This window comes from Plantactinospora solaniradicis (genome assembly GCF_042658085.1).
GTDB classification, from domain to species: domain Bacteria; phylum Actinomycetota; class Actinomycetes; order Mycobacteriales; family Micromonosporaceae; genus Plantactinospora; species Plantactinospora solaniradicis.
Genome location: NZ_JBHSPR010000037.1, coordinates 196,392 through 218,727 on the forward strand (window position 1 = coordinate 196,392; position 22,336 = coordinate 218,727).

Consider the following 22,336-nt stretch of genomic DNA (forward strand, 5'->3'; position numbering starts at 1 on the left):
GCGGGTGGCCCAAGATTGCGGTCAGCCGATCGAGAAGGTGGCCAGCCGCAGGTCCCCGCCGAACACCAGGTACACGTCGCGGGTGCCGCCGCTGACCCCTGCCAACCCCGCGCTGGTGGTCGCATAGCGGTAGACGTCACCGGTGCTGGCCACGGTGGCCCGGCCGAGCAGCCGCCCCGTCGGCGAGTCGAGCCGGATCTCGATCGTCGCGGTCCCGGCGTCCGCCCTGGCCGCGCTCGCGGTGAACGTCCCGGTTCCCTTCCCGAGTTTCACGTCGCCGAACCGGATCCAGTTCCCGGCGCCCACCGCACCGACGGCGGTACCCCGCTCCTTGCTCTCGTCGACGAGTTGGATCCCGGCGTACCCGTCGAAGTTCTCGGCACGGGTCGGCCGGGAGAGGTCTCGCGGCGGAATCGTCTCGCCGCGTACCCGCAGCGTGGCCCGGTCCCGGACATCGGCCGACGAGGCGCCGACCAGCACGTCGTAGTCGGACGACTCGACGACCCACCGGTTCCGGGTCACGTCCCAGTGCGCCAGGTCGGCGGCGCGCAGCGTCAGCCGTACGGTCTTCGTCGCACCGGGCGCGAGTGACACCTTCGCGAAGGCGCGCAACTGCTTGACCGGCACCTTGTCCCGGGAGGTGCGCTGGTGGGTGTAGAGCTGCACCACCTCGGCACCGGTACGCCGGCCGGTGTTGGTCACGTCGACGCTCACCGTGACCGTGTCACCGGCGCCGATCGCCGCGCTGCTCAACCTCGGCCGGCCGTACCGGAACGTGGTGTAGGACAGCCCGTGACCGAAGGCGTGGAGCGGGGTGCCCCGGTAGTAGAGGTAGGTCTGGTCGGTGTCGATGATGTCGTAGTTGAGCGCGTCGGGCGGCAGGTCGTCGTCGGAGCGGTACCAGGTCTGGGTGAGCCGTCCGGCCGGGTTGTGGTCGCCGAAGAGGACGTCCGCGACGGCCTGGCCGGTCTCCGAGCCCGCGTGCGTCGTCCAGAGCAGCGACCTGGGCTGGCTGCGCATCGTGGTGGGATAGCTGGTCTCCAGCACGACGACGGTGTTCCGGTTCGCCCGGGTGACCGCCTCGACCAGCTTCTGCTGGCTCTCGCCGAGCGCGGTGCTGGTGCGGTCGTGGATCTCCCGGCCGTAGACGAACGGGTTGCTGCCGACCACCACCACCGCCACGTCGGCGCCCGCCGCCGCCGCGACCGCACTCTCCGCGCCGCTGCTGACGACCTCCCGGGCGAACCGGGCGGCGTCGGCCTTCGCGCCGGTACCGACCGTGCCGTCCGGGGCCACCGTTACGTAGTGCTCGGGGATCCACCACCAGCTCTCGGCCGTCTCGTAGCCGACGTACTGGATCAGGTAGGTGCCGTCGCCCTGCCGCTCCAGCCGGAACTGCTGCTGGACGTACCAGCCGTTCGGGGCCTGCGCGGAGGTGTTGAACGGGCCGAAGTTGCCGGTCAGGTAGCGACCGTTGGCCGCGTTGCGCAGCGTGCTGTAGTCGCCCATCCAGTCGTTGACGTCCCACTGTGCCGCGGGCGCCGGTGCCCCGGCGGACGCGACGATGTTGTCCCCGCCACCGGTGCCGGTCGCGCTGAGGTATCTGCCGGTCGTCACGTCCCGCAAGGCCACCCGGTCCAAGCCCTCCACCCCGGTCACCGTGCCGCCGGCGCCGAGCCGGTTCCGGATCCCGTCCAGCGGCGTCACCTCGTACGGCAGGTTCCCGCCGTACCAGTCGGTGAAGAGCGTGTCGTGCAGCGGGCCGACGACGGCGACCTTCCCGGTCCGGGCCGGATCGAGCGGCAGGGTGTTGCCGGAGTTGCGCAGCAGCACCATCGCCTCGTTCGCGGCCTGCCGGTTCAGGGCCCGGTGGGCCGGACTGTCGATGACGTCGGCGGTGATGTCCGCGTACGGTCCGCCGTCCGGATCGAACTCGCCGAGCCGGAAGCGGATCGACAACGCCCGCCGGACCGACCGGTCCACGTCGGCCACGGTCAGCAGTCCTCGGTCCAGCGCCAGCTTGAGGGTGCCGACCATCGGCCCGCTGTCGCTGTTGTCCACCGTGAAGCTGTCCAGTCCGGCCTTGAGCATCGCGGCGTACGCCTCCGCCTCGGTCGGATCGTCGAAGTAGTGCTGGGCCTCGGTCAGCGCGTGCGGTGCCCAGGCGTCGCTGACGTTGAACAGCTCCCGGTCGGTCCAGGACCGGACGACCTCCGCCAGGTCCGGGTCGACGTGCGTCGGACGACCGTTGACCTTGTTGTACGACGCCATCACTCCGGTGACGGCGTCGGCGGCGATGGCCGGTCGGAACGCCGCCTCGTCGTACTCGTGCTTCACCCGGGGCGGCAGGTTCGACGAGGTGAGGCTCCGGTTCACCTCGTTGTTGTAGGCGTAGTAGTGCTTGAGCACCGGGGCCGTCTTGAGGTGGTCCGGGTCGTCCCCGGACAGGCCCCGGCCGTACGCGGTGGAGATCTTTCCGGTCAGCGTCGGGTCCTCGGAGTAGCCCTCCTCGTTGCGGCCCCAGCGCGGGTCGCGCAGCAGGTTGACCACCGGGGCCCAGACCTGCAGGCCCCAGACAGTCGGGTCGACGCTGTGGTATCCGCGCAGCTCGTCGCCGGTGGCCGAGCCGACCCTGCGGACCAGTTCCGGGTCCCAGGTGCTGGCCAGGCCCAACGCCTGCGGGAACACCGTGCCCTCGGCGAGTACCTGGTTCCAGTTGTCGTCGAGGTTGTTGGACCAGGCGACCCCGTGCAACGCCTCGGTACCGGTCTTGAAGAACCCGATGCCGAGCCGGGGCACGGCGGCCTGGGCCTGGTGCAGCAGGGACAGTTTCTCGTCCAGGGTCAACCGGCCCACCAGGTCGTCGACCCGGACGTCGAGGGACAGCTCGGGGTTCCGGAACGGCAGCGCGTCGGTCGGCCCGGCGGTCGCCTGGCCCGGCATCGCCAGCGCGGCGACCAGGCTCAGCACGAGTACCGACCCGATCCCACGGCTGCGCCGCACGCGCCTCATCGGCTTCTCCTCACGGTTGGTCGACTGTTAACAGGGGGCCCTTCCTATGCAGAAAGCGATAAGAAGGGGCCCTTCCTTACGGGTTCAGCAGCAGGGCGAGGTGGGCTGCGGCGGGGTGTCGGACGAGGACGGGGATGTGGGTGAGGGGTGCGGCGGCCCGGATGGTCGTCCCGCCGGCGTGGGTGTGACCGGTGTACGGGTCGAGCCAGTCGGTGCCGGGTGGGAGGTGGACGGCGCGTTCGCGTTGGCCGTGGGCGGTGACGGGGGCTATCAGGAGGTCGGGGCCGAGGAGGAACTGGTCTTCCACCGTCCAGCTCGTCGGGTCGGCGGGGAAGTCCACGAAGAGTGGACGCATCGGGGGCAGACCCTGCTCGTGGGCGGTCCGCATCTGCGCCATGACGTACGGCCGCAGCCGTTCCCGCAGCCGCAGCACGTCGACGATCGCGGCGTACGCCTCCGGGCCGTACGACCACACCTCGTTCGGGCCCCCGGTCATCTCCGGGCCCAACGGCATCTTCGGCAGCCGGAAGCCGTGCAGCCGGAACAGGGGGCAGAAGGCGCCGTACTGGAACCAGCGCACGATCAGTTCGCGGTAGGCCGGCGAGTCCGGGTCGCCGCCGTGGAAGCCGCCGATGTCGGTCGTCCACCACGGGATGCCGGAGAGTCCGACGTTGAGTCCGGCCCGGACCTGGGTCCGGAGCGAGGCGAAGGTGGCGGGGATGTCACCGGACCACAGCGCCGCGCCGTACCGCTGGCTGCCGGCCCAGCCGGACCGGCAGAACGACACCACCTCGTCGTCGCCGACGCCGCGCATGCCCTCGTAGAACGCCCGGGCGTGCTCGACCGGGTAGAGGTTGGCCACCTCGGCACCGGGTCCGGCGTGGAAGCGCAGGTTCGCGTGGTGACCGGGGCGGATCTCGGGCTCGCAGGCGTCCAGCCACCACACCTTGATCCCGAGGTCGTGGTAGTTGCGCCGGACCCGGCTCCAGATGAACTCGCGGGCCTGTGGGTCGGTGGCGTCGTAGAAGGCGACCGGCATCTCGGTGCCGTACCCCTTGTCGACCCACGGTGCGTGGAACGGCACCCCGGATTCGGTGCCGACCAGCAGCCCCCGGTCGGTCAGCTCCCGGTAGTTCTCGCTGAGCGGGTTCACCGAGGGCCAGATCGAGACCATCACCTTGACGCCCAGCTCGTCCAGTTCGCGGACCATCGCGGCCGGATCGGGCCATTCGACGGGGTCGAATTTCCACGAACCCAGGTGGGTCCAGTGGAAGAAGTCGATGACGATCACGGACAGCGGAAGGCCACGGGCCAGGTGCTCCCGTACCACGCCGAGCAGTTCGGCCTGGTTCCGGTAGCGGAGTTTGCTCTGCCAGAAGCCACTGGCCCAGTCGGGTAGCGGTGGAGCGTGCCCGGTGGCGTCGGCGTACCGGGCCAGGATCTCGGCCGGGGTGCCGGCGGTGACCCAGTAGTCGATCTGGCGGGCGCTGTCGGCGACCCACCGGGTGCCGTTGTCGGCCAGTTCGACCCGCCCGACGGCCGGCGAGTTCCAGAGCAGCCCGTAGCCCCGGCTGGAGAGCAGGAACGGAATGTTGATTTCCCCGTTCCGCTGGACCAGGTCGAGAACCAGGCCCTTCTGGTCGAGCCGGCCGTGGGTGTGCTGGCCCAGACCGAACAACCGCTCCCCCGGGTACGCCTGGAACCGCTGCTCCAGCCGGGCGTACCCGTTGCCCTGGCTCAGGAACAGCCGGGCCCCCGGCCACCAGAAGTGCGCCCGCTGCTCGGCGAGCAACTCCTCGCCGGTGTCGGTGCGCTCGAACCGGATCCGGGCCTCGACCTCGGCCTCCTCCTCCCGCCGCTCGACCACCACGGTCAGCGCGCCGTTGACCAGCCGGGCGCTGTCGGTCGCGGTCTCCACCACGGTGTCGGTCGGTTTCGGCGGCAGCAGCGCGCCGGGCAGGTCCGGGATGACGCGGTGCTGGCCGATCCGGACCCGGACGCTGTCGACCCCCCAGGACTCGATCCGGAGGACCTCGTGCCCCGTGGTGACCTCGATCGATCGGTGGTCGGTACGGAAGACGGTCATCGGGCCTCTCTTCGTCGAAGCGCCTCGACGGAGGATAGACAGACATGACTGCCCGGCACAATCGTCCGCCCGGTCCGCCGACGTACGCCGTCGCCCGGCCCGGTCCGGCGCCTGCGGTAGAGTTGCGCTACGCCGGGTGACCTGTAGCACGCGCGCCGAGCGACGTCGTCGATCCGATCTGAGCATGGGAGCCAGGTGGCCACGATCGCGGATGTCGCCCGCGCGGCGGGCGTCTCCCCCAGCACCGTGTCCTATGTACTCAGTGGTCGCCGACCGATCTCCCCGGCCACCCGGGCCCGGGTGGAGCGGAGCATCGCGGCGATGGGCTACCGGCCGCACGCGGGCGCACGGGCGCTGGCCAGCCGGCGCAGCAACGTACTCGCCCTGGTCGCGCCGCTGCGCACCGACATCAACGTACCGGTGATCATGAGGTTCGTGACCTCCGTGGTGACGACCGCGCGGTCGTACGACCACGACGTCCTGCTGCTCACCAAGGACGAGGGCGCCGACGGGCTGACCCGGGTGGCCGGTGGCGCGATGGTAGACGCGCTGATCGTGATGGACATCGAGGCCGACGACGCCCGGGTGCCGGTACTGCGCGGGCTGCGGCAGCCCGCCGTCCTGATCGGGCTGCCCGACCGTCCGGCGGGAATCAGCTGCGTCGACCTGGACTTCGCCGCGACCGGCTACACGGCGGTCCAGCACCTGGCCGAGCACGGGCACCGGGCCGTCGCCCTGGTGGGTCCGCCCGCCGGGGTCTACCAGCGGGGCACCAGCTACGCGACCCGGCTGCGTGCCGGGTTCGACGACGCGGTGGCCCATCTCGGGCTCCGCCGCGCCGCCCGGCCGTGCGACCCGACCTTCGACGGCGTGGCCGCCTGCATCCGGCAGCTCGAGGCCGAGCTGCCCGAGACGACCGCGTTCGTGGTGCACAACGAACTGGCCCTGGCGCCGGTCCTGGAGATCCTCCGCGCGTCCGGCCGCCGGGTGCCCGAGGACACCTCGGTCGTCGCGATCTGCCCGGAGGACGTCGCGCTCGGCCTACCGGTCCGGCTGACGTCGATCGACATCCCGGCCCACGACGTGGGCGCGCTCGCCGTCGAGATGGCGATACACCTGCTGGAGCGGCGGCACGGCGCACAGACCCGACTCCTCGCGCCGGCGCTCACCGAGCGTGACAGCTGCGCCGACCGGATCGGATAGCCCGGCCCGGCGGCCAGGCTCAACCGGACGGCCCGACGTCGGCGCCGGGGACGCGCCGGGAAATCAGAACTTCATGCCGTTGACATTGACACCCGCCGGTACCTACGTTCAGTGCGGAAGCGCTTCGACAGACTGACGTTCGACCACTTGCTGGCCGGGGCCGACGGCACTCCTCGACCGCACCATGCCGGGTGTCCCGTGGAGAACCGCCAAGTCGTTCCCGGGAGGAAGACCATGTTCAGAGCGAAAGCGGGGGCCGCGGCCGGAGCACTGCTCGTGACCACGGCCCTGGCCCTGACCGCGTGCGGGGACGATCCCGGCTCCGGGGAGTCCCCCAGCACCCTGACCCTGTGGCACTACGAGGGCCCGAACAGTGCGATGGGGATCGCCTGGGCCGAGGCGATAAAGCAGTTCGAGGCCAGCCACCCCGGCGTCACGGTCAAGTTCGAGGAGAAGGGCTTCGAGCAGATCCGGCAGACTGCCGGCCAGGTCCTCAACTCGGACGAGGCACCGGACATCATGGAGTACAACAAGGGAAACGCCAGCGCCGGGCTGCTCGCCAAGCAGGGACTGCTGACCGACCTGACCTCCGAGGCGGGCAAGCGCGGCTGGGACAAGCTGCTCGGCCCGAGCCTGCAGACCACCGCCCGGTACGACGCCGAGGGCATCATGGGCGGCGACACCTGGTACGGCGTGCCGAACTACGGTGAGCTGGGCGACCTCGTCTACTACAACAAGGAACTGTTCGCCAAGCACGGCGTGCAGGTGCCCACCACGCTCGCCGGGTTCGAGGCGGCGATGGACACCTTCGTCCGGGCGGGCGTGACGCCGCTGTCGGTCGGCGGGGCGGAGTATCCCGCCCAGCAGATCCTCTACAGCCTCGCGCTGTCCCAGGCCAGCAGGGCCTTCGTGGACAGCTTCCAGCTCTACAAGGGCAAGGTCGACTTCCACGGCCCCGAGCTCACCTTCGGGGCGAACCGGTTCGCCGAGTGGGTCCGCAAGGGCTACATCGCGAAGAACTCGGCCGGGATCAAGGCCGAGGACATGGGCGTGGCCTGGACCCAGGCGAAGTTCCCGATGGTCGTCTCCGGTAGCTGGTGGTACGGCCGGTTCGTCACCGAGGCCAAGTTCGACTGGGACGCCTTCCTGTTCCCGGGCAACACCCTGCACCCCGGCTCCAGCGGCAACCTGTGGGTCGTACCGGCCAAGTCGAAGGCGAAGACCCTGGCGTACGACTTCATCGACATCACCATGAAGCCCGAGATCCAGGCGCTGCTGGGCAACAACGGCGGCGTACCCGTGGCCGCCGACGCCTCGAAGATCACCGACGCCAGGAGCAAGGCGCTCGTCGACCTGTTCAACGGTGTGGTGTCGGCCGACGGTCTCGCGTTCTATCCGGACTGGCCGGCCCCCGGCTACTACGACGTGCTGGTGGCCGGTGGACAGGATCTGATCAACGGGTCGAAGAGTCCGAGTCAGGTCCTCGACGACCTGGCCAAGCCGTACAACGACAACCTCGCGGACATCGGCAAGTGACCGTGGGCGCGGTGGGTGGCGGCGCCGACATGGCGCCGTCGCCTCCGGCGGAGCCGCGACGACGTACCCGCAACCGGCCGCGCCGGTCCGCCCGGCACCGGGGCTACCTGGTGTTCCTGCTGCCCGGGATCGTGCTCTCGACCGCCGTCATCGTCGTGCCGCTGGTGATGACCGTCGGGATCAGCTTCAGCCGCTGGCAGGGCATCGGTCGGCCGGAGTGGATCGGCCTGGACAACTACACCCGGCTCTTCGCCGACGCCAACTTCTGGGCGTCGTTCCGGAACATCGGGCTCGTGATCGTGGCGATGGCGGTGGTACCGACCCTGCTGGGCCTGGTGCTCGCCTCCGCGCTGTACGACCACGTCGGTAAGGCGTACGGCGGGCGCACCGCGAGCGCGCTGCGGTCCGGCCTGTACCTGCCGCAGATCGTGCCGGTGGCGGTCACCGGAATCATCTGGGCCTGGATCCTGCACCCGGACTATGGCGCGCTCAACTCGATCCTGGCCGACCTGCACCTGGAGGCACTGGCCCGGAACTGGCTCGGCGACCCGAAGTACGCCCTCTACAGCGTCATGGCGGTGCTGATCTGGATGCAGCTCGGCTACCCGGTGGTGATGTTCATGGCCGGACTGCAACGGGTCGATCCCGAACTGTACGAGGCGGCCGACCTCGACGGCGCGTCCTGGTGGCAGCGGTTCAGGAAGATCGCGGTGCCGCTGATCCGGCCCGAGCTGTACGTGGTCCTGGTGACCACCACCATCGCCGGGCTGAAGATATTCGGCCAGATCTTCGTGCTGACCCGGGGTGGTCCGGGCAGCGCCACGCTGGTGCCGTCGTACTTCGCCTACCGGAACTTCTTCGAGCGGGCCGCCGTCGGGTACGGCTCGGCCATCTCGACCGTGCTGACCGTGATCATCGTGGTGCTCACCTACGTGTTCCTGCGGCTACAGACCCGCGACGAGCGGCTCGGAGGCTGGTGATGACGATCGCACCGGCAACCACCCGCCGGCACCCCGACGACCCGCCCGCCGGGCGCCGCCCCGGTCCGGCCCGACGCCGCCGTGGCCCGGCCCGGCACGTGGTGCTGTTCGGGCTGGTCGTCGGGGTGCTGCTGGTCCTGGCGCCGATCCTCGTGATCGCGATGAACGCGGTCAAGAGCCCGGCCGACTACGCCAGCAACGGACCGACGGCGCTCCCGGAGTCGTTCCATCTCCAGGGCATCGTCGACTTCTGGAACCGGGTCGACTTCGGGCGGAAGCTGCTCAACAGTCTCGTCGTCAGCGGCAGCGTCGCGATACTCGGCGTCGGGCTGGCCGTGCTCAGCGCGTACGCCCTCGGCATCGGGCGGGTACGCGGCCGGATCTGGTTTCTGGTCTTCTTCCTGGTGGCGAACCTGATCCCACAGGAGATGCTGGTCTACCCGCTGTACTACCTGTCCAAGAGCCTCGGCCTGTACGACTCGCTCCTCGCGGTGATCATCATCTTCACGGTGATCCAGGGGGCGTTCGGGACGTACCTGTTGTCGAGCGTCTTCGCGCAGTTCCCCCGGGAGTTGCTCGACGCGGCCGAGGTGGACGGGGCCGGCCGGTGGCGGGTGCTGTGGCAGGTGGTCGTTCCGGCCAGCCGGCCCACCCTGGCGGTGCTGGTCACGTTCTTCTTCGTCTGGACCTGGAACGAGTTCTTCCTGCCGCTGGTCTTCCTGGTCTCCAACGACAACCAGACCGTACCGGTCGCCCTCGGCGTCCTACAGGGCCAACGGTTCATGGACGCGACCACCACCAGCGCGTCCGCGCTGCTCGGCATCGTGCCGGCGGTGGTCTTCTTCCTCCTCTTCCAACGGACCCTGACCCGGGGCGTGATGTCCGGCGCCATCAAGTGACCGCCGGGCCGTTCTCAGGCGGCGGCCGGGGTCTCCGGCAGGTGCTCGCCGAGCAGCAGTTGGTGCAACTCGGCGGAGGCGGCGGCGACCTCCTCCAGGTGTGCGTTGTGCCCGAACGACCGTGGCCGCGGGATGTCGATGTCGACCAGCTCGCGCACCCGGCCGGGACGGGCACTCAGCACCGCCACCCGGTCGGCGAGCAGCACCGCCTCCTGGATGGAGTGGGTCACGAAGATCACCGTGGTGCCAAGCTGGATGTGGATGCGTTGCAGCTCGACGGCCAGCTCTTCGCGGGTCAGCGCGTCCAGCGCGGAGAACGGCTCGTCCATCAGCAGCACCTTGGGCCGCTGGATGAGGGCCCGGCAGAGCGAGACCCGCTGCTGCATGCCGCCGGAGAGCTCGTGCGGAAGCCGGTCGGCGAAGCCCTCCAGGCCGGTCATCTCCAGCAGCCGCTGGGCGTGGTCGCGGTGCTTGGCCCGCTGCCAGCGGAAGATCTCGACCGGCAGCATGACGTTCTCCCGTACGCTGCGCCAGGGCAGCAGCGCCGGACGCTGGAACACCATCGCCACGTCGCGGCGGGGCCGGGCGACCCGTTCACCGGCGACCAGCACCTCGCCCTGGCTCGCCGGGATCAGCCCGGCGACGATCCGCAGCAGGGTGGACTTGCCACAGCCGGATCGGCCGATCACGGCCAGGAACTCGCCGTTGCCGATCTCGAGGTCGATGTTGCTCAGCGCCTCGACGGTTCCGGATTTTCCCTTGAAGGTCCGGGATAGCCCGGCGATCTTGATCATGGTGTTCTCCTTTGGCGGCGTTCCGCTCACGACGAGATCGCGCGAGTCCACGGCACGAGGATCCGCTCCATCGCCACCACCAGGTAGAACAGCCCGGCGCCCATCAGGGCGAGCAGGGTCAGCGCGGCGAAGGCGAGCGGCGTGTCGGCGGACTGGCTGGAGCTGACGATGACCGCACCGAGTCCCCGGTCGGGGTTGGTGAGTTCGGCGATGACCGCGCCGATGATGGCCAGCGAGGTCGCCACCTTCAGACCGACGAAGATCTGCGGCAGCGCCCAGGTGATCCGGACCTTCACGAAGGTCTGCCACCACGAGGCGGAGAGCGAGTGGGACAGTTCGCGCAGGTCGTTGGGGACCGAGGTCAGCCCGGCCATGGTGGAGACCAGGACTGGGAAGAAGCAGAGCAGCACGACCATAACGATCTTGGCCTGGGTGTTCAACCCGATCCAGACGACGAGCAGCGGGGCGAGCGCGGCCTTCGGGACCGCGTTGACCGCGGCGATCAGCGGCATGGTCATCCGCTCGATCGTGCTCGAGGCGGCGAACAGGACCGCGACGGCGACCCCGGCGATCGAGCCGATGGAGAAGCCGATGGCCGTCGTCATCAGGGTCATCCCGGCCTGTTCGATCAGGTGACCGGGAAGCCGCTGGAACGCCTCCACGACGTCGGAGGGCGCGGGAAGCCAGAACGGTTCGATGCCGAAGGCGAGGGTGACCAGCCACCAGAGGGCGATTGCCAGCACCACGCCCAGGGCGGGCAGCCCGGCGTTGAACCACAGACGTCGCGGCCCGGCGTCGGTCGTCTTGTCAGTCATGGTGGATCCCGTGGGTCCTTTCGGGCGAGGCAGGCGGTAGCGGGAGGTGCCGGGCGGGGAGGACTCGGCGGGGAGGCGAGAAGGGACGGCGGCCACTCCGACCACCGTCCCCGTTGTCCGTCAGGTGCGCCCGACCGCCGACGCGGGCATCTCGACTGCGGTCGAGATCATGTTGACTGTCGAGGCCGGCGTCGTCAGGTCTTCGGCACGAAGCTGAAGTCGACCACACTCTTCGGGTCGAGCCCGGCGGGCATCAGTCCGGAACCCTGGAGGATGGCGATGGTCCGCGCCACCCGCTGCTCGTCCATGGCGCCGACGGGGGCGCCACCGGCCGGCTTGACGTACGGGGCCATCGCCGTGATCTCGCCGACCCCGGCCGCCACCGCGTAGGTCGGCTCCGCCTTGTTCAGGATCGTCGCCGCCTCCTCCGGGTGGTCGACGGAGTACTGCAGGCCCTTCAGCAGTGCACCGGTGAACCGGCGGACCAGGTCCGGGTCCTTCTCGATCAGACCGGGGGTGGTGATGATGGCGTTGCCGAACAGGTCCCGCAGGTAGTCGCTGTACGGCAGCACGACGACCTCCTTCTGCGTGGCCGTCGCCAGCGCTCCCCGGCTGAGCAGGAACGTGCCGAGCGCGTCCACCTCGCGGCTCTTCATCAGACCGTTGAGCGCCGTGGCCTGCACACCCTTGATATCTACCTTCGTCGGGTCGAGGCCGGCCAGCTTGGCGTACGCCGGGAAGAGCAGTTCGGTCACCGACCCCTTGCCGGTGGCCATGGTCTTGCCGGCCAGGTCCTGCGCGCTGCTGATGTTGGTGTCCTTGGTCGTCATGACCGCGACCAGGGTCTGCTGGTGCACCGCGGCGACCGCCCGCCAGTCGGTGAACTCACCCTTGCCGGCCTGGATCACCGCACCGGTGAAGTCGAGCGAGGCGAACTGGACCTGCCCCGCCTTGAGCGCCGTGAGGTTCGGCGCGTTACCCGCACCCTTCTTGATGTCGACCTCGATGCCGGCCTCGGCAAAGTAGCCCTTCTCCTTCGCCACCCAGGCGAAGGCGTCCCGGCCCACGGCACCGAAGGCCGTGATGTAGGCGACCTTGTCGGTCTCCTTGGGAGACGCGCCGGCGTCGTCGTCGCCGCTGCTGCAACCGCTCACGGTCAATGCCGTGGCCAGCAGCGCCGCTGCCAACACTCGAGAGCGTCTGAACATGTATGCCTCCAGCTTTGAGCTTGTGGATGGACGGACGCCAGCGCACCCGCAGGGGTACCCCTTCGCCTGATCGGCGCCCAATCCGCGCCGGCCCTCGCCCGGTCGAGAATCGTAGATGACTCATGTCCGGCTTGTCACCGACGGAATTGGGATGAATCTTGGGTTCTGCGGCGGAAATTTCGCGCTCCCAAAAGGTCTTTCAGCAGGTCAGCGTGTTGTTGACAACGAGCACCCTGACGACAATCCTGTCTACAAGATTGTTGATGATTCGGGAGACAATGTTGCGGGCACGCAAGGTCCATCGAGGACGATGGAAGCCGGTGGAAACTCCACGTAGGACTGCTCCGGACGCACCGTCCCTGCGTACGCCCCGTCAGCGGGGGCGCGGCGCGGCGGATGTCCGGTCGGAACCTATGTCCGCCGGGGACCGTTGGGCATCGACGGTGACCCTGCGGTGAGCGGCGCCACACCACGGCCGGCGACCGCCCCGCAACGAGCGGTGGCCACCCCGCGCCGCCGGGCGACCCGCTCCGCCGACGAGGCGTACCAGGAACTCCGCCAGGCGATCTACCGGGGCGAGCTGATGCCCAACGAGCGGCTGATCGAGGTCGAGCTGGCAGCCCGGCTCCAGGTCAGCCGAGGGGTGGTGCGAACCGTGCTGGTACGACTCGGCCAGGACGGCCTGGTGGTGCTCACCCCGAACCGGGGCGCGCACGTCCGGCTGGTCACCGAGGAGCAGGCGGTCGAGATCCTCCAGGTCCGAGCCGTACTGGAGGCGCTCACCGCGCGCCAGGCGGCGCTGAACGCGACCGACCAGGAGATCAGCGCGATCCGACGGGTACTCAACCGGATGAGCCAGAAGCTGGAGCAGGACGACCTGCTCGGCTACTCGGAGGGGAACGCCAACCTGCACGCGTCGATCATCGCGGCAGCCCGGCACGAGACCACCGCCGGGCTGATCGCCGGGCTACGCGCCCAACTCGTCCGGTTCCAGTACCGCACGATCCTGGTGCCCGGCCGGGCGGCCCAGTCGCTCGGCGAGCACGCCGCGATCGTGGAGGCGATCACCAACCGCGATCCGGACGCGGCCGAGGCCGCCATGCGGCGCCATCTCGGGCACGTCGAGTCCACTCTGGCCAACACCGCCACGGCGCTCCGATACAGTCCCGGCCCGTCCGACGGCACCCGCACGGCCTGAACCGGCCGTAGGTACCCCTTCCCCAAGGAGCGACATGTCAGATCACCCCGTCCCGTCCCCACGCGCCCGTCGGCTGGTGCAGGGGGCGTACGACACCCACGTGCACATCGCCCCCGACGTCATGGAACGCCGGATCGACGACATCGACCTGGCCCGGCGGTTCGCCGAGGTCGGGCTCGCCGGCTTCGTGCTGAAGTCGCACTACGTGGTCACCGCGGAACGTGCGGCCGTCGTACGCAAGGTGGTCCCGGAGGTCGACGTGCTCGGCGCGATCACCCTGAACGGCTCGATGGGCGGGATGAACCCGGCCGCGGTCGAGATCGCCGGGCGGCAGGGCGCGCGGATCGTCTGGATGCCCACGGTCGACTCCGGCAACCAGCGCCGCAGCACCGCCACCGACCTGCCGGGGGCCAAGCCCGCGATGTGGGGCGCGCTCCAGGCCGACCTGCACGCCCAGGGCATCGTGCCGGACGTCGTCGAGGTGGTCGACGCCGACGGCCAGGTGCTCGACCGGGTCCGGCAGGTGCTCCGGGTCATCGCCCGGCACGACCTCGTGCTCGCCACCGGACACCTGGCCGGTGCCGAGATCCTGGCCCTGACCCGGGCCGCCGCGCAGGAGGGGGTACGGCGGATCGTCGTCACCCACCCCGAGTTCACCTCGCAGCGCCTCCCGGTCGACCGGCAGCGCGAGCTGGCCGAGGCCGGCGCCCTGCTGGAGCGCTGCTTCACCACCCCGTACACCGGGAAGGTCGCCTGGGACGAGCTGTTCGCCAACATCCGGGCGGTCGGCCCCGAGCACTCGGTGCTCTCCAGCGACCTGGGGCAACCGTTCAACCCGCCGGTCGAGGACGGCCTGGCGCTCTTCGCCGACCGCCTGCTGGAGGCCGGCTTCACCGACCAGGAGGTGCACACCATGGCCGTGGTCAACTCGCGGCACGTGGCGGCGGCGAGCGCGGAGGTGCCGGCGTGACCGGTCGGCCCGGGTCCGACACCATCAGGTGAGCGGCACGACGACCAGCGGTTGACTGCTGGGTTGTGCGGAACCTCCGGCCGGTTCGACCGTCACCGCGACCGCGCTCCGACCGCGCACGCCGCTGAGCACCGCCGTGTCGCCGTTGGCCCCGGCCGCCAGTACGTTCGCCGGACGGGCGGTCTCCCCGTCCATCAGCCACAACTGGTACGCCCGGTCGGCCGGGATCGGCGGGGCGTCGGCGAGCAGTGCCACGCCGGCGTCCCGGCCCGGGGAGCTGAACACGGTCAGTCGGCCGCCGCCGGACAGCCCGTCACCCCGTACCGCCAGGTCCGGCTGGGCGAGGACCGTCCGGATCCGCTCGGTCTCGGCGCGCGCGGCGGCGGTCGCGGCGCGCTCGTCGCGTACCCGCTGCTGCGCGACGGTCCAGGTGACCGCGCCGGCACCCGCGGCCAGGACCGCCGCGGCGACCGCGGCGACGCTCAGCGTCCGCCAGCGCGATCCGACCACCCGGCCGTCCCGGGCCGGTCGGCCGCCGGGCCGCACCTGACGGGTCCGGGACACCTCCGCCAGCACGTCGGTACGCAGCCTCGGCGGCGGCACCGACCAGGCACCGTCGGCCAGCCGGGCGGCGGTCTCCAGCAGTTCGCCGACCTCGCTGGCGCAGGAGGCACAGTCGCCCAGGTGCCGGCTGAACGCGGCCCGTTCGACGTCGTCCACGGCATCGAGCACGTACGCCCCGACGAGAGTATGGATGTCGTTCATCGGGCCACCGCCATCCCGAGACAGTCACGCAACCGGATCAGTCCGTCCCGCATCCGGGTCTTCACGGTCGGCAGGCTCGTGTCGAGCAACTCGGCGACCTCGCGATAGGTGTGCCCGCCGTAGTAGGCGAGAGTGATCGACTCGCGCTGGAGGTCGGTCAGGTCGCCGAGGCACCGCCGTACCTGCTGTTGCTCCAGCCGCCTTGTCGCCTGCTCCTCCACGTCGTCGTGGTGCGTCACGGTCGGGGCGGCGGCGGCGACCTTGAGCTGCCGTTCGGCGCTGGCCTGCTCGGAACGGACCCGGTCGACCGCGCGCCGGTGCGCGATAGTGCACACCCAACCGGTGGCCGAACCGCGTTCCGGATCGAACCGGGTGGCGGTCCGCCACACCTCCACCAGCACCTCCTGTGCCACCTCCTCGGCCTGTGCCGGATCCCGCAACACCCGACGGATCAGTCCGTACACCCGGGGCGCCACCAGGTCGTAGAGCCGGCCGAACGCCGCCTCGTCGCCACGGGCCACCGCCGGCAACAGGGCGTCCGCGTCCTCGGCGCGACCGGCGGCTCCGGTCGGCACCGGGACGAGGTGGTCGGGCCGGCGCCGCGCGCCGCTGGGATCCGTCATGACGCCAGCCTTCCGTCGCCCCCGATCGGGACGCATAGAGGTATTTGACACGGTGATGCTCGGAGTTGGATACCCGTCAGGCGAACGAGGTCAGGGCGCGGCCGGCGAGAGCCACTCCGACGACGAGGACGAGCCCGGCGGTCGCGGTCGGCGTGAAGGAGGACAGGCTGGCCAGGCGGTGCCACCGGCGTCCGCCGCGTCCGCGCAGACGTCGGTCCCACCGCTCCCGCAGCCGGATCACCAGCAGGCCCGCCGCGGTCAGGGTCGCCGCCATGCCGACGCCGTATCCGATCACCAGCAGAACCCCGAAGCCGGTACGCCCGAGCCCGATCGCGCCGAGCAGGATCACCAGGGCGGACGGGCTGGGTACCAGGCCACCCGAGATGCCGATGCCGAGGATGCCGAGCCGGCTCGGCCGCTCCCCCGGATGCGGATGGTGATGGTGATGGCCATGCCCACCGTGGCCGTGACCGATGTGGGCGTGACCGTGGTCGCCGTGCGGGTGCTGGTGCGGATCCGGGTGGGGGTGCGCGTGGCCGGGGGTGGGGCGGAGCCGTCGGCGTCGCCGGAGGTCCAGCAGCATGCCCAGACCGACGACGGCGATCAGCGCGCCGCTGAGCACGCCCAGCCAGCCGAGCACCGTCTCGCCTACCAGTCCCGCGACGGTGGTCAGCAGCAGTCCGAGCAGCAGGACCCCACCGGTGTGCGTCAGGGTCACCGTCGCGCCGACCGTGACCGCGTCGCGCGCCCGGCCGTCCCGGCCGGCGAGGTAGGCGGCCATCACCGTCTTGCCGTGGCCGGGCAGCGCGGCGTGCGCCGCGCCGAGCCCCAGCGCGAGCACCACCGCGAGTACGCCGACCAGCGGCGTCAACCGGCGGCTGCCGACGATGTCCCGCAGGGCCCCTTCGGCGCGTGCCGTCCACTGTGCGCCGGACGAGGTGCCCCGGTCGACGGTCGTGGCAGCAGCTGCCGCGCCGCCGTCGGCGCCCGGTTCCACCCGCAGCCGCGCCGACCGCACGTCCAGCGGCGAGCTGAGCAGATCCTCCGGGTACGCCCGAAGCCCGCCACTGACACTCTCCACCGGCAGCGGGGAGTCGACGATCCGCACCCCGTGCCCGACGGCGGTCAACTCGCGCCAGCCCACCCGGTCGGCCCGGAACCGGTTGACGATCCCGACCGTCGTCGCCGAGCCGAGTGCGGCGTCGGCGACCAGCCGGCAGCGGAGTCTGCTGGTCCGCAGGCCGGCGGCGCCATCGGCGTACTCGAAGGCGCTGCTGTCGACCATCCAGCCGAGCCGTCGCCCCGCCACCGCGACCTCGAAGTCCCGGGCGAGCGTGCCGCACCCGGTCGTCGCCCGGGCGGCGCGTTCCGGCTCGCTCGGCGTTCCGTCGCGGTCGGTGTCCACCGACGACAACTCCTGCAACGTCGGCAGCTCCGCGAGGTCGACCTCGGCGGCCACCTCGACCCGGTCGGGATGCAGGTGCACCGCCGCCAGTTGGTTGACCGAGAAGTTGCCGAGCGGATGGGCCTGGGCCGGAGCGGGCGGGGCGGCGAGCACGCAGCCGAATCCCACCGACAGGCCCGCGACGACGAACGCGATCCGGTTCATGGCTTCCCCAGTCCGGCGAGGGTACGCGCGGCGGCCGGCGCGTCCAGCGGCGAGAAGTACGGGTTGATGTCGAGCGCCCGCGCGAGGTCACGACGGGCCGCGGCACGGTCGCCGAGGGCAAGTTCGATCATGCCGAGGTGGTACGCGTACCGGGCGTCGCGGGCACCGAGCGACTCGGCGCGGCGGGCGTACCGGAGCGCCTCGGCGTGCTTCCCGTTCGCGTGCAGCGCCCAGCCGAGCATGTCGGCGACCTCGGCGAACTGGCGCCGCTGCCACTCCCGCTGCGCCATGGCCAGCGCCTCGGCCGGCCGTGACCTGGCCAGCGCGATGGCGGCTCCGGCCAGGCCGTCCGCGCCGCCGTTGTCGGTGAAGAGCCGGTGCGTGGCGTCGGCGAGGGCCCGCTGCGCCTCCGCCTCGGCACCCCGCCCGGCCACCTCCAGCAGCTCGGCGTACTCCAGCAGGTATCCGGGGCTCGGCGACCTGCTGGTCAGCTCGGCGTACCCGGCGAGTGCCTCATCGAGCCGGCCTTGGGCGGCGGCCACCTTGGCCCGCCCCTGGCGCAGCGGCAGATACCCGGAGTCGGTCGCCGTGTATTCGCGCTCCGCGCCGGCGAGGTCGCCGGAGTGCCAGGCCAGTTCGCCGAGCTGGTACCGGCAGAAGGCGACGTCGGCGGGGTCGAAGGCGGCTTCCAGGGCCTGTCGCATCAGGCCGGTCGCCTCGGCGGTGCGGCCGTGCTGCTCGTGGTCGTACGAGGCCCGGGCCAGCGCGGTCAGTCCGGGGCGGAGGTCGAGCAGGTGCTGCACGGCATCGGTCGCCGCCTCGGGGTGCCCCAACTGGGTCTCGGCGTCGGCGAGCACCGCATAGGCCTCGGCGCTGTACGGGTTGACCCGCAACGCCTTCCGGGCCCGGTCGGCGGCAGTGGTGAAGTCGTGTCGGGCATTCGCCAGGGCGCCGAGCCCGGCCATCGCCGCGCTGTTGTCGTCCGGACGTACCGCCAGGGACCGCCGCAGCGCGCCGTCGGCCTTGGCGAAGATGGTGGGATCCGCCGTGACCCGGGCCTGCTCCAGGTAGGCCAGGCCGAGGGTGGCCCAACTGCCGTGGTCGCCGGGGACCCGGCGGAGTTGTTCCTGTGTCCGGTCGATCGTCGCGGCCAGCCGATCCACCGGCGGTACGACCTCACCGGTGGCCGGTGCCGACGACCGGAGACCCACGACGCCGCCGACGCCCAGCAGCAGCACGGTCGCGAGCCCCAGCACCGCCAGGGACCGCAGCCGGATCCTTGGTAACCGCCTCATGGTGTGTTCCTCCGGTTTCCGGGGCCGGGGGCACGGCTGCGGTACGCCGCCGTGCCCCCGGGCAGGGTCTACAGCGGTTGGGTCGGTTCGGCGGGGGTGGGACGTCGGCGCTGGCGCAGCAGGCCGACCAGGATCAGCGTGCCCAGCGCGGCGGCGACCCCGACCAGGCCCCAGGCGGTCGTCTTCGCGACCATCACCGGCATCGGGTCGCCGCTGTCCCGGCTGGCGAGGCCGGCGAGCGCGCCCGGCGTCGTCGACGGGTCCGGTTGGGCGGACGCGTCCGGTTGGGCGTCGGTCGTCGTCGCCCCGGCACCGGTACCGCCGCCGCCGTTCACCGCACCGACGTTGGGCAGGGCGAGATACGGGAAGGAGCCGGTGAACCGGTTGTCGTTCGCGTCGACCTTGTCCCCGGCGGCGAGTGCGTCGACCAGCTTGCCGGTCTGCGCCGCCCCCTCGACCGCCTGGAGCGCGATGTCCACGGCGTCGTCGGTCAGCCGCCGGCCGTTCGGGAAGCCCTGGAGGTCACCGGCGAGTACGCCGAGCCGGTCCGGTGTCTTCGTTACCGGGGTCGACAGGTTGAGCCGGAGCATCTCGGAGGGCTGGAACCGGCTCGCGTTCACGTCCCGGTTGTTCAGCTGCGAGTTGAGGTCGACCTTGATCGGTCCGTCCGGGGTCTTGGTCGTGATGCCGGTCAGGAAGATCTCCACCAGGTCGTTCCTCGGCGTGGCCGGCGCCGGTACGCCGTAGATGCCCTCGATCAACTTCGGCAGTTCGGGGTCGGTGACCCGCCGGACCACCGCCGGAATCGTCGCGTCCTTGTCCGGCGACAGGGAGTTGAACGCGTCCTTCAGGTTGGCCGGCACGACCACCTCGTTGACCAGCGGATTTCCGAGTCGGGAGACCTGCACCCGGTCCCGGCCGTCCGGAGCGTCGCCGACCGTGCCGGACATCCGCACCCGGGCCCGGTCGGTGGTGGTCCAGACCCCGATCACCGGATTGCGCTTCGGGTCCCCCTTCAGCGCCACGTCGGAGAACGGGACCTGCAGCGCGATGCTGTTCACGTTGTAGCCGGCCAGGGTGTCCTGGCCGGTCTCGCTCAGGTCACCGCCGTAGAGCAGGTCGAAGACCCGCAGGTCCAGGAAGAACGGGTCGTCGGCCTGGCCGGCGAACACCTTCCAGCCGCCGGGCAGGGTCGTCGTCGCCTGCTGGCGCAGCTTGGCGTACTCCGGCATCGAGGCGTTGCCGATCCGGGACGGTGCCACCGGTCCGCCGGTCACCCGGGTCTTGAACGGCTCGCCGTCGAACTTGGACTCCAGCTTGTACGTCTGCCGGAACAGCAGGTTCTCGTCGTCGAGCGAGGTGACCGGCCCGTTGTTGTAGAGGAAGGTCGAGCCGCGCCGCTTGTCGACGTTCTGGAACGTCCACCGGAACGTCGCGTCGGCCTTGGCGTCGCCGTCGTTGTCGACGTTGATGTTGTACGCCGCGTCCGTGGCGAACGGATAGAAGTTGGGTCCACCGTTGGGTTCCTCGAACGGAATCCAGTTCGCGATGAACGTGAGGTAGCCCGGACGCTCCGGGCTGACGAAGGCGTACAGGTCGGTGTTGTCGATCGCCGGGTCCATGGCGACCAGGGGCGCCTCGCGGTGACTGGAGGCCCCGGCGGTGCTCGGCGCGAGGCCGGTGAGTGCTCCGGCGAGCGCGACGCAGAGCGCGGCGACCACCGCCGCCTTCGCCCGTCCCGCGGGCCTGTGCCGCGGTGCCGGGCCTGGGATCGTGGCCATCTTTCCTCCCACTCTCGGTACAGACGCTGGTGTCGTCTGCCGAGGGTTCGGAGGAGGTGGGGTGCGCAGATGGCCCGGTGTGAGATTCCCGGCAACCACCCATCCGGTCAGTCGTCGGCTCCGAATCCTCCGACCGGGGGACCGGACGTGCTCCGGTCCCCCGGTCGGCGATCCGGGGCGATCCCGCCGGCAGTGGCTCCGACTATCGGATCCGGCCGGCTGTGGCGATGACCCCGGTCATCTGGTCCGGACGGCCACGCTGTCGATGCCGGGCGTCGGCAGCGGCGTCGCCGCTCCGGTGGCCGCGACGGCGTCCTGCGGGCAGTGTGCGGTCAGCAGGAACTCCACCCAGGCGACGTCGATCGGGTGCGCCTCCGGGGTGAACAGTTGGTAGTGGCTGATGTTCAGCCCGAAGGATGCCTGCCGGCTGGCGTCCCGGCTGTGCAGGGAGAACGTGATCTGGCCGACCACGCCGCCGTCATGGCCCCAGAGGGACCCGCACGGCGTCGCCATCTGGTAGATCCCCAGCCCGTAGCCGCCGGTCTCCGGCGCCTCGGGATCGAACGGCACGACCGTCAGCATCTCGTTCAGGGTCGCCGCCGAGAGCAGCCGGCCGCCGAGCAGCGCCCGGTAGAACGTGTTCAGGTCGTCCATCGTGGCGACCAGTTCGCCCGCCGTCCAGGCCCAGGTCATGTTGTACTCGGCGAAGTTCCGCACCCCCAGCGGGGCGAAGTACGCCCCGGCGTGCCGGCCACGGATCCGGGGATCCGCGCCCGGGAAGTAGGTGTCGGTCAGCTTGAGCGGCCGGATGATCCGCCGGGTCACCTCGGCGGTCGGATCGTTTCCGGTCACCTTCTCGATGATCAGTCCGGCGAGGATGTAGTTGGTGTTCGAGTAGGCGAAGCTCTCCCCCGGCGCCCCGGTCCGGGGCAGCCCGAGGCCGATTTCGACGAGCTGGGCCGGGGCGTACGTCGCGGTCCGCACCTGCTCGATCGCTTCCAGGGAGTTGAGGAGCGCGTCGGTGTAGTTGCCGATTCCGCTGGTGTGGTTGAGCAGCATCCGTACCGTCACCTGCTGACCGACTTCGCCGGGGACGTGCTGCGGGAGCCACCGGCCCACCGGGTCGTCGAGGCGCAGTCGGCCCTCGTCGACGAGTTGCAGCAGGGTGGTCGAGACGAAGGTCTTGGTGATGCTGCCGACCCGGTGCCGCAGGTCCGGCCGCGTCGGCCGGGCGTTGGACAGGTCGGCGATTCCGGCGGCCCCGCCCCACTCGCTTCGGCCGGCCCGGACGGCGGCGTAGGTGCCGGGTGCGCCGGCCTCGGGAATGGCGTCGAGGGCCCGCTGTAACGCCGCCCGGTCCAGCCCGCCAGGGCTGTCGGCCCGGTCCGGCTGCGCCAGGGCCGGAGCGGGTGCGACGGCGTTCACCGCCGCCAGCACCAGGCAGAGGGCCGTGATCCGAAGTGTCCTGAAAAAGATCAACATGTAGCTATTATCGAATGCCGTCGCAACCGGGCGCAGCCCTCGTCCGCGTGACGATCCGGTCGGATGGTTGGCGTCGCTCC

17 protein-coding genes are annotated in these 22,336 nt (G+C 70.9%); 6 read left to right on the top strand and 11 right to left on the bottom strand.

The window, feature by feature from the left end:
- Positions 1 to 21: 21 nt before the first annotated feature.
- Both ACFP2T_RS32390 and ACFP2T_RS32395 read right to left on the bottom strand, forming a co-directional pair.
- Entirely contained in the window at positions 22 to 3,012 is a 2,991-nt protein-coding gene (locus tag ACFP2T_RS32390; RefSeq protein ID WP_377428498.1) for a glycoside hydrolase family 3 protein, read from the bottom strand.
- Between the two features lie 76 nt (positions 3,013 to 3,088).
- Positions 3,089 to 5,098, bottom strand: a complete 2,010-nt coding sequence (locus ACFP2T_RS32395; RefSeq protein WP_377428500.1) for a glycoside hydrolase family 31 protein — start codon at positions 5,096 to 5,098, stop codon at positions 3,089 to 3,091.
- A 195-nt stretch (positions 5,099 to 5,293) separates the two neighbouring features.
- On the opposite strand from ACFP2T_RS32395, the gene ACFP2T_RS32400 reads away from it, so the two are divergent.
- From ACFP2T_RS32400 to ACFP2T_RS32415, 4 genes are all read left to right on the top strand, one after another.
- Positions 5,294 to 6,301, top strand: coding sequence for a LacI family DNA-binding transcriptional regulator (locus ACFP2T_RS32400; protein WP_377428502.1), 1,008 nt, complete (start codon positions 5,294 to 5,296; stop codon positions 6,299 to 6,301).
- A gap of 234 nt (positions 6,302 to 6,535) precedes the next feature.
- Complete coding sequence (locus ACFP2T_RS32405) at positions 6,536 to 7,837, top strand: ABC transporter substrate-binding protein (protein WP_377428504.1); 1,302 nt, start codon at positions 6,536 to 6,538, stop codon at positions 7,835 to 7,837.
- Entirely contained in the window at positions 7,834 to 8,817 is a 984-nt protein-coding gene (locus ACFP2T_RS32410) for a carbohydrate ABC transporter permease (RefSeq protein ID WP_377428506.1), read from the top strand. The genes ACFP2T_RS32405 and ACFP2T_RS32410 overlap by 4 nt, the downstream gene beginning before the upstream one ends.
- On the top strand, positions 8,817 to 9,716 hold the full coding sequence (locus ACFP2T_RS32415; RefSeq protein ID WP_377428508.1) for a carbohydrate ABC transporter permease: 900 nt from the start codon (positions 8,817 to 8,819) through the stop codon (positions 9,714 to 9,716). Before ACFP2T_RS32410 ends, ACFP2T_RS32415 begins: the two co-directional genes overlap by 1 nt.
- A 14-nt stretch (positions 9,717 to 9,730) precedes the next feature.
- On the opposite strand, the gene ACFP2T_RS32420 is transcribed toward ACFP2T_RS32415, so the two are convergent.
- From ACFP2T_RS32420 to ACFP2T_RS32430, 3 genes are all read right to left on the bottom strand, one after another.
- On the bottom strand, positions 9,731 to 10,510 hold the full coding sequence (locus tag ACFP2T_RS32420) for an ABC transporter ATP-binding protein (protein ID WP_377428510.1): 780 nt from the start codon (positions 10,508 to 10,510) through the stop codon (positions 9,731 to 9,733).
- Between the two features lie 26 nt (positions 10,511 to 10,536).
- Complete coding sequence (locus tag ACFP2T_RS32425) at positions 10,537 to 11,325, bottom strand: ABC transporter permease (protein ID WP_377428512.1); 789 nt, start codon at positions 11,323 to 11,325, stop codon at positions 10,537 to 10,539.
- Positions 11,326 to 11,519: 194 nt separating this feature from the next.
- Positions 11,520 to 12,533, bottom strand: coding sequence for an ABC transporter substrate-binding protein (locus ACFP2T_RS32430; protein ID WP_377428514.1), 1,014 nt, complete (start codon positions 12,531 to 12,533; stop codon positions 11,520 to 11,522).
- A gap of 454 nt (positions 12,534 to 12,987) precedes the next feature.
- Between ACFP2T_RS32430 and ACFP2T_RS32435 the strand changes: the two genes are divergently transcribed.
- Both ACFP2T_RS32435 and ACFP2T_RS32440 read left to right on the top strand, forming a co-directional pair.
- Positions 12,988 to 13,731 (top strand): GntR family transcriptional regulator, encoded by a 744-nt coding sequence (locus ACFP2T_RS32435; RefSeq protein ID WP_377428516.1) that lies wholly within the window; start codon positions 12,988 to 12,990, stop codon positions 13,729 to 13,731.
- Positions 13,732 to 13,765: 34 nt separating this feature from the next.
- Positions 13,766 to 14,701 (top strand): DUF6282 family protein, encoded by a 936-nt coding sequence (locus tag ACFP2T_RS32440; RefSeq protein WP_377428518.1) that lies wholly within the window; start codon positions 13,766 to 13,768, stop codon positions 14,699 to 14,701.
- Positions 14,702 to 14,725: 24 nt separating this feature from the next.
- On the opposite strand, the gene ACFP2T_RS32445 is transcribed toward ACFP2T_RS32440, so the two are convergent.
- From ACFP2T_RS32445 to ACFP2T_RS32470, 6 genes are all read right to left on the bottom strand, one after another.
- On the bottom strand, positions 14,726 to 15,466 hold the full coding sequence (locus ACFP2T_RS32445) for an anti-sigma factor (RefSeq protein WP_377428520.1): 741 nt from the start codon (positions 15,464 to 15,466) through the stop codon (positions 14,726 to 14,728).
- Positions 15,463 to 16,089: an ECF RNA polymerase sigma factor SigK gene (gene sigK, locus ACFP2T_RS32450; RefSeq protein ID WP_377428522.1), complete on the bottom strand. Its 627-nt coding sequence runs from the start codon at positions 16,087 to 16,089 to the stop codon at positions 15,463 to 15,465. The genes ACFP2T_RS32445 and sigK overlap by 4 nt, the downstream gene beginning before the upstream one ends.
- Positions 16,090 to 16,165: 76 nt before the next feature.
- Entirely contained in the window at positions 16,166 to 17,698 is a 1,533-nt protein-coding gene (locus ACFP2T_RS32455) for a HoxN/HupN/NixA family nickel/cobalt transporter (RefSeq protein ID WP_377428524.1), read from the bottom strand.
- A complete protein-coding gene (locus ACFP2T_RS32460; protein WP_377428525.1) occupies positions 17,695 to 18,993 on the bottom strand; it encodes a tetratricopeptide repeat protein in 1,299 nt (432 codons plus the stop codon). The genes ACFP2T_RS32455 and ACFP2T_RS32460 overlap by 4 nt, the downstream gene beginning before the upstream one ends.
- A gap of 68 nt (positions 18,994 to 19,061) precedes the next feature.
- Positions 19,062 to 20,774, bottom strand: coding sequence for a DUF4331 domain-containing protein (locus ACFP2T_RS32465; RefSeq protein WP_377428527.1), 1,713 nt, complete (start codon positions 20,772 to 20,774; stop codon positions 19,062 to 19,064).
- 237 nt (positions 20,775 to 21,011) lie between these two features.
- Complete coding sequence (locus ACFP2T_RS32470; RefSeq protein WP_377428529.1) at positions 21,012 to 22,256, bottom strand: serine hydrolase domain-containing protein; 1,245 nt, start codon at positions 22,254 to 22,256, stop codon at positions 21,012 to 21,014.
- Between the last annotated feature and the right edge of the window lie 80 nt (positions 22,257 to 22,336).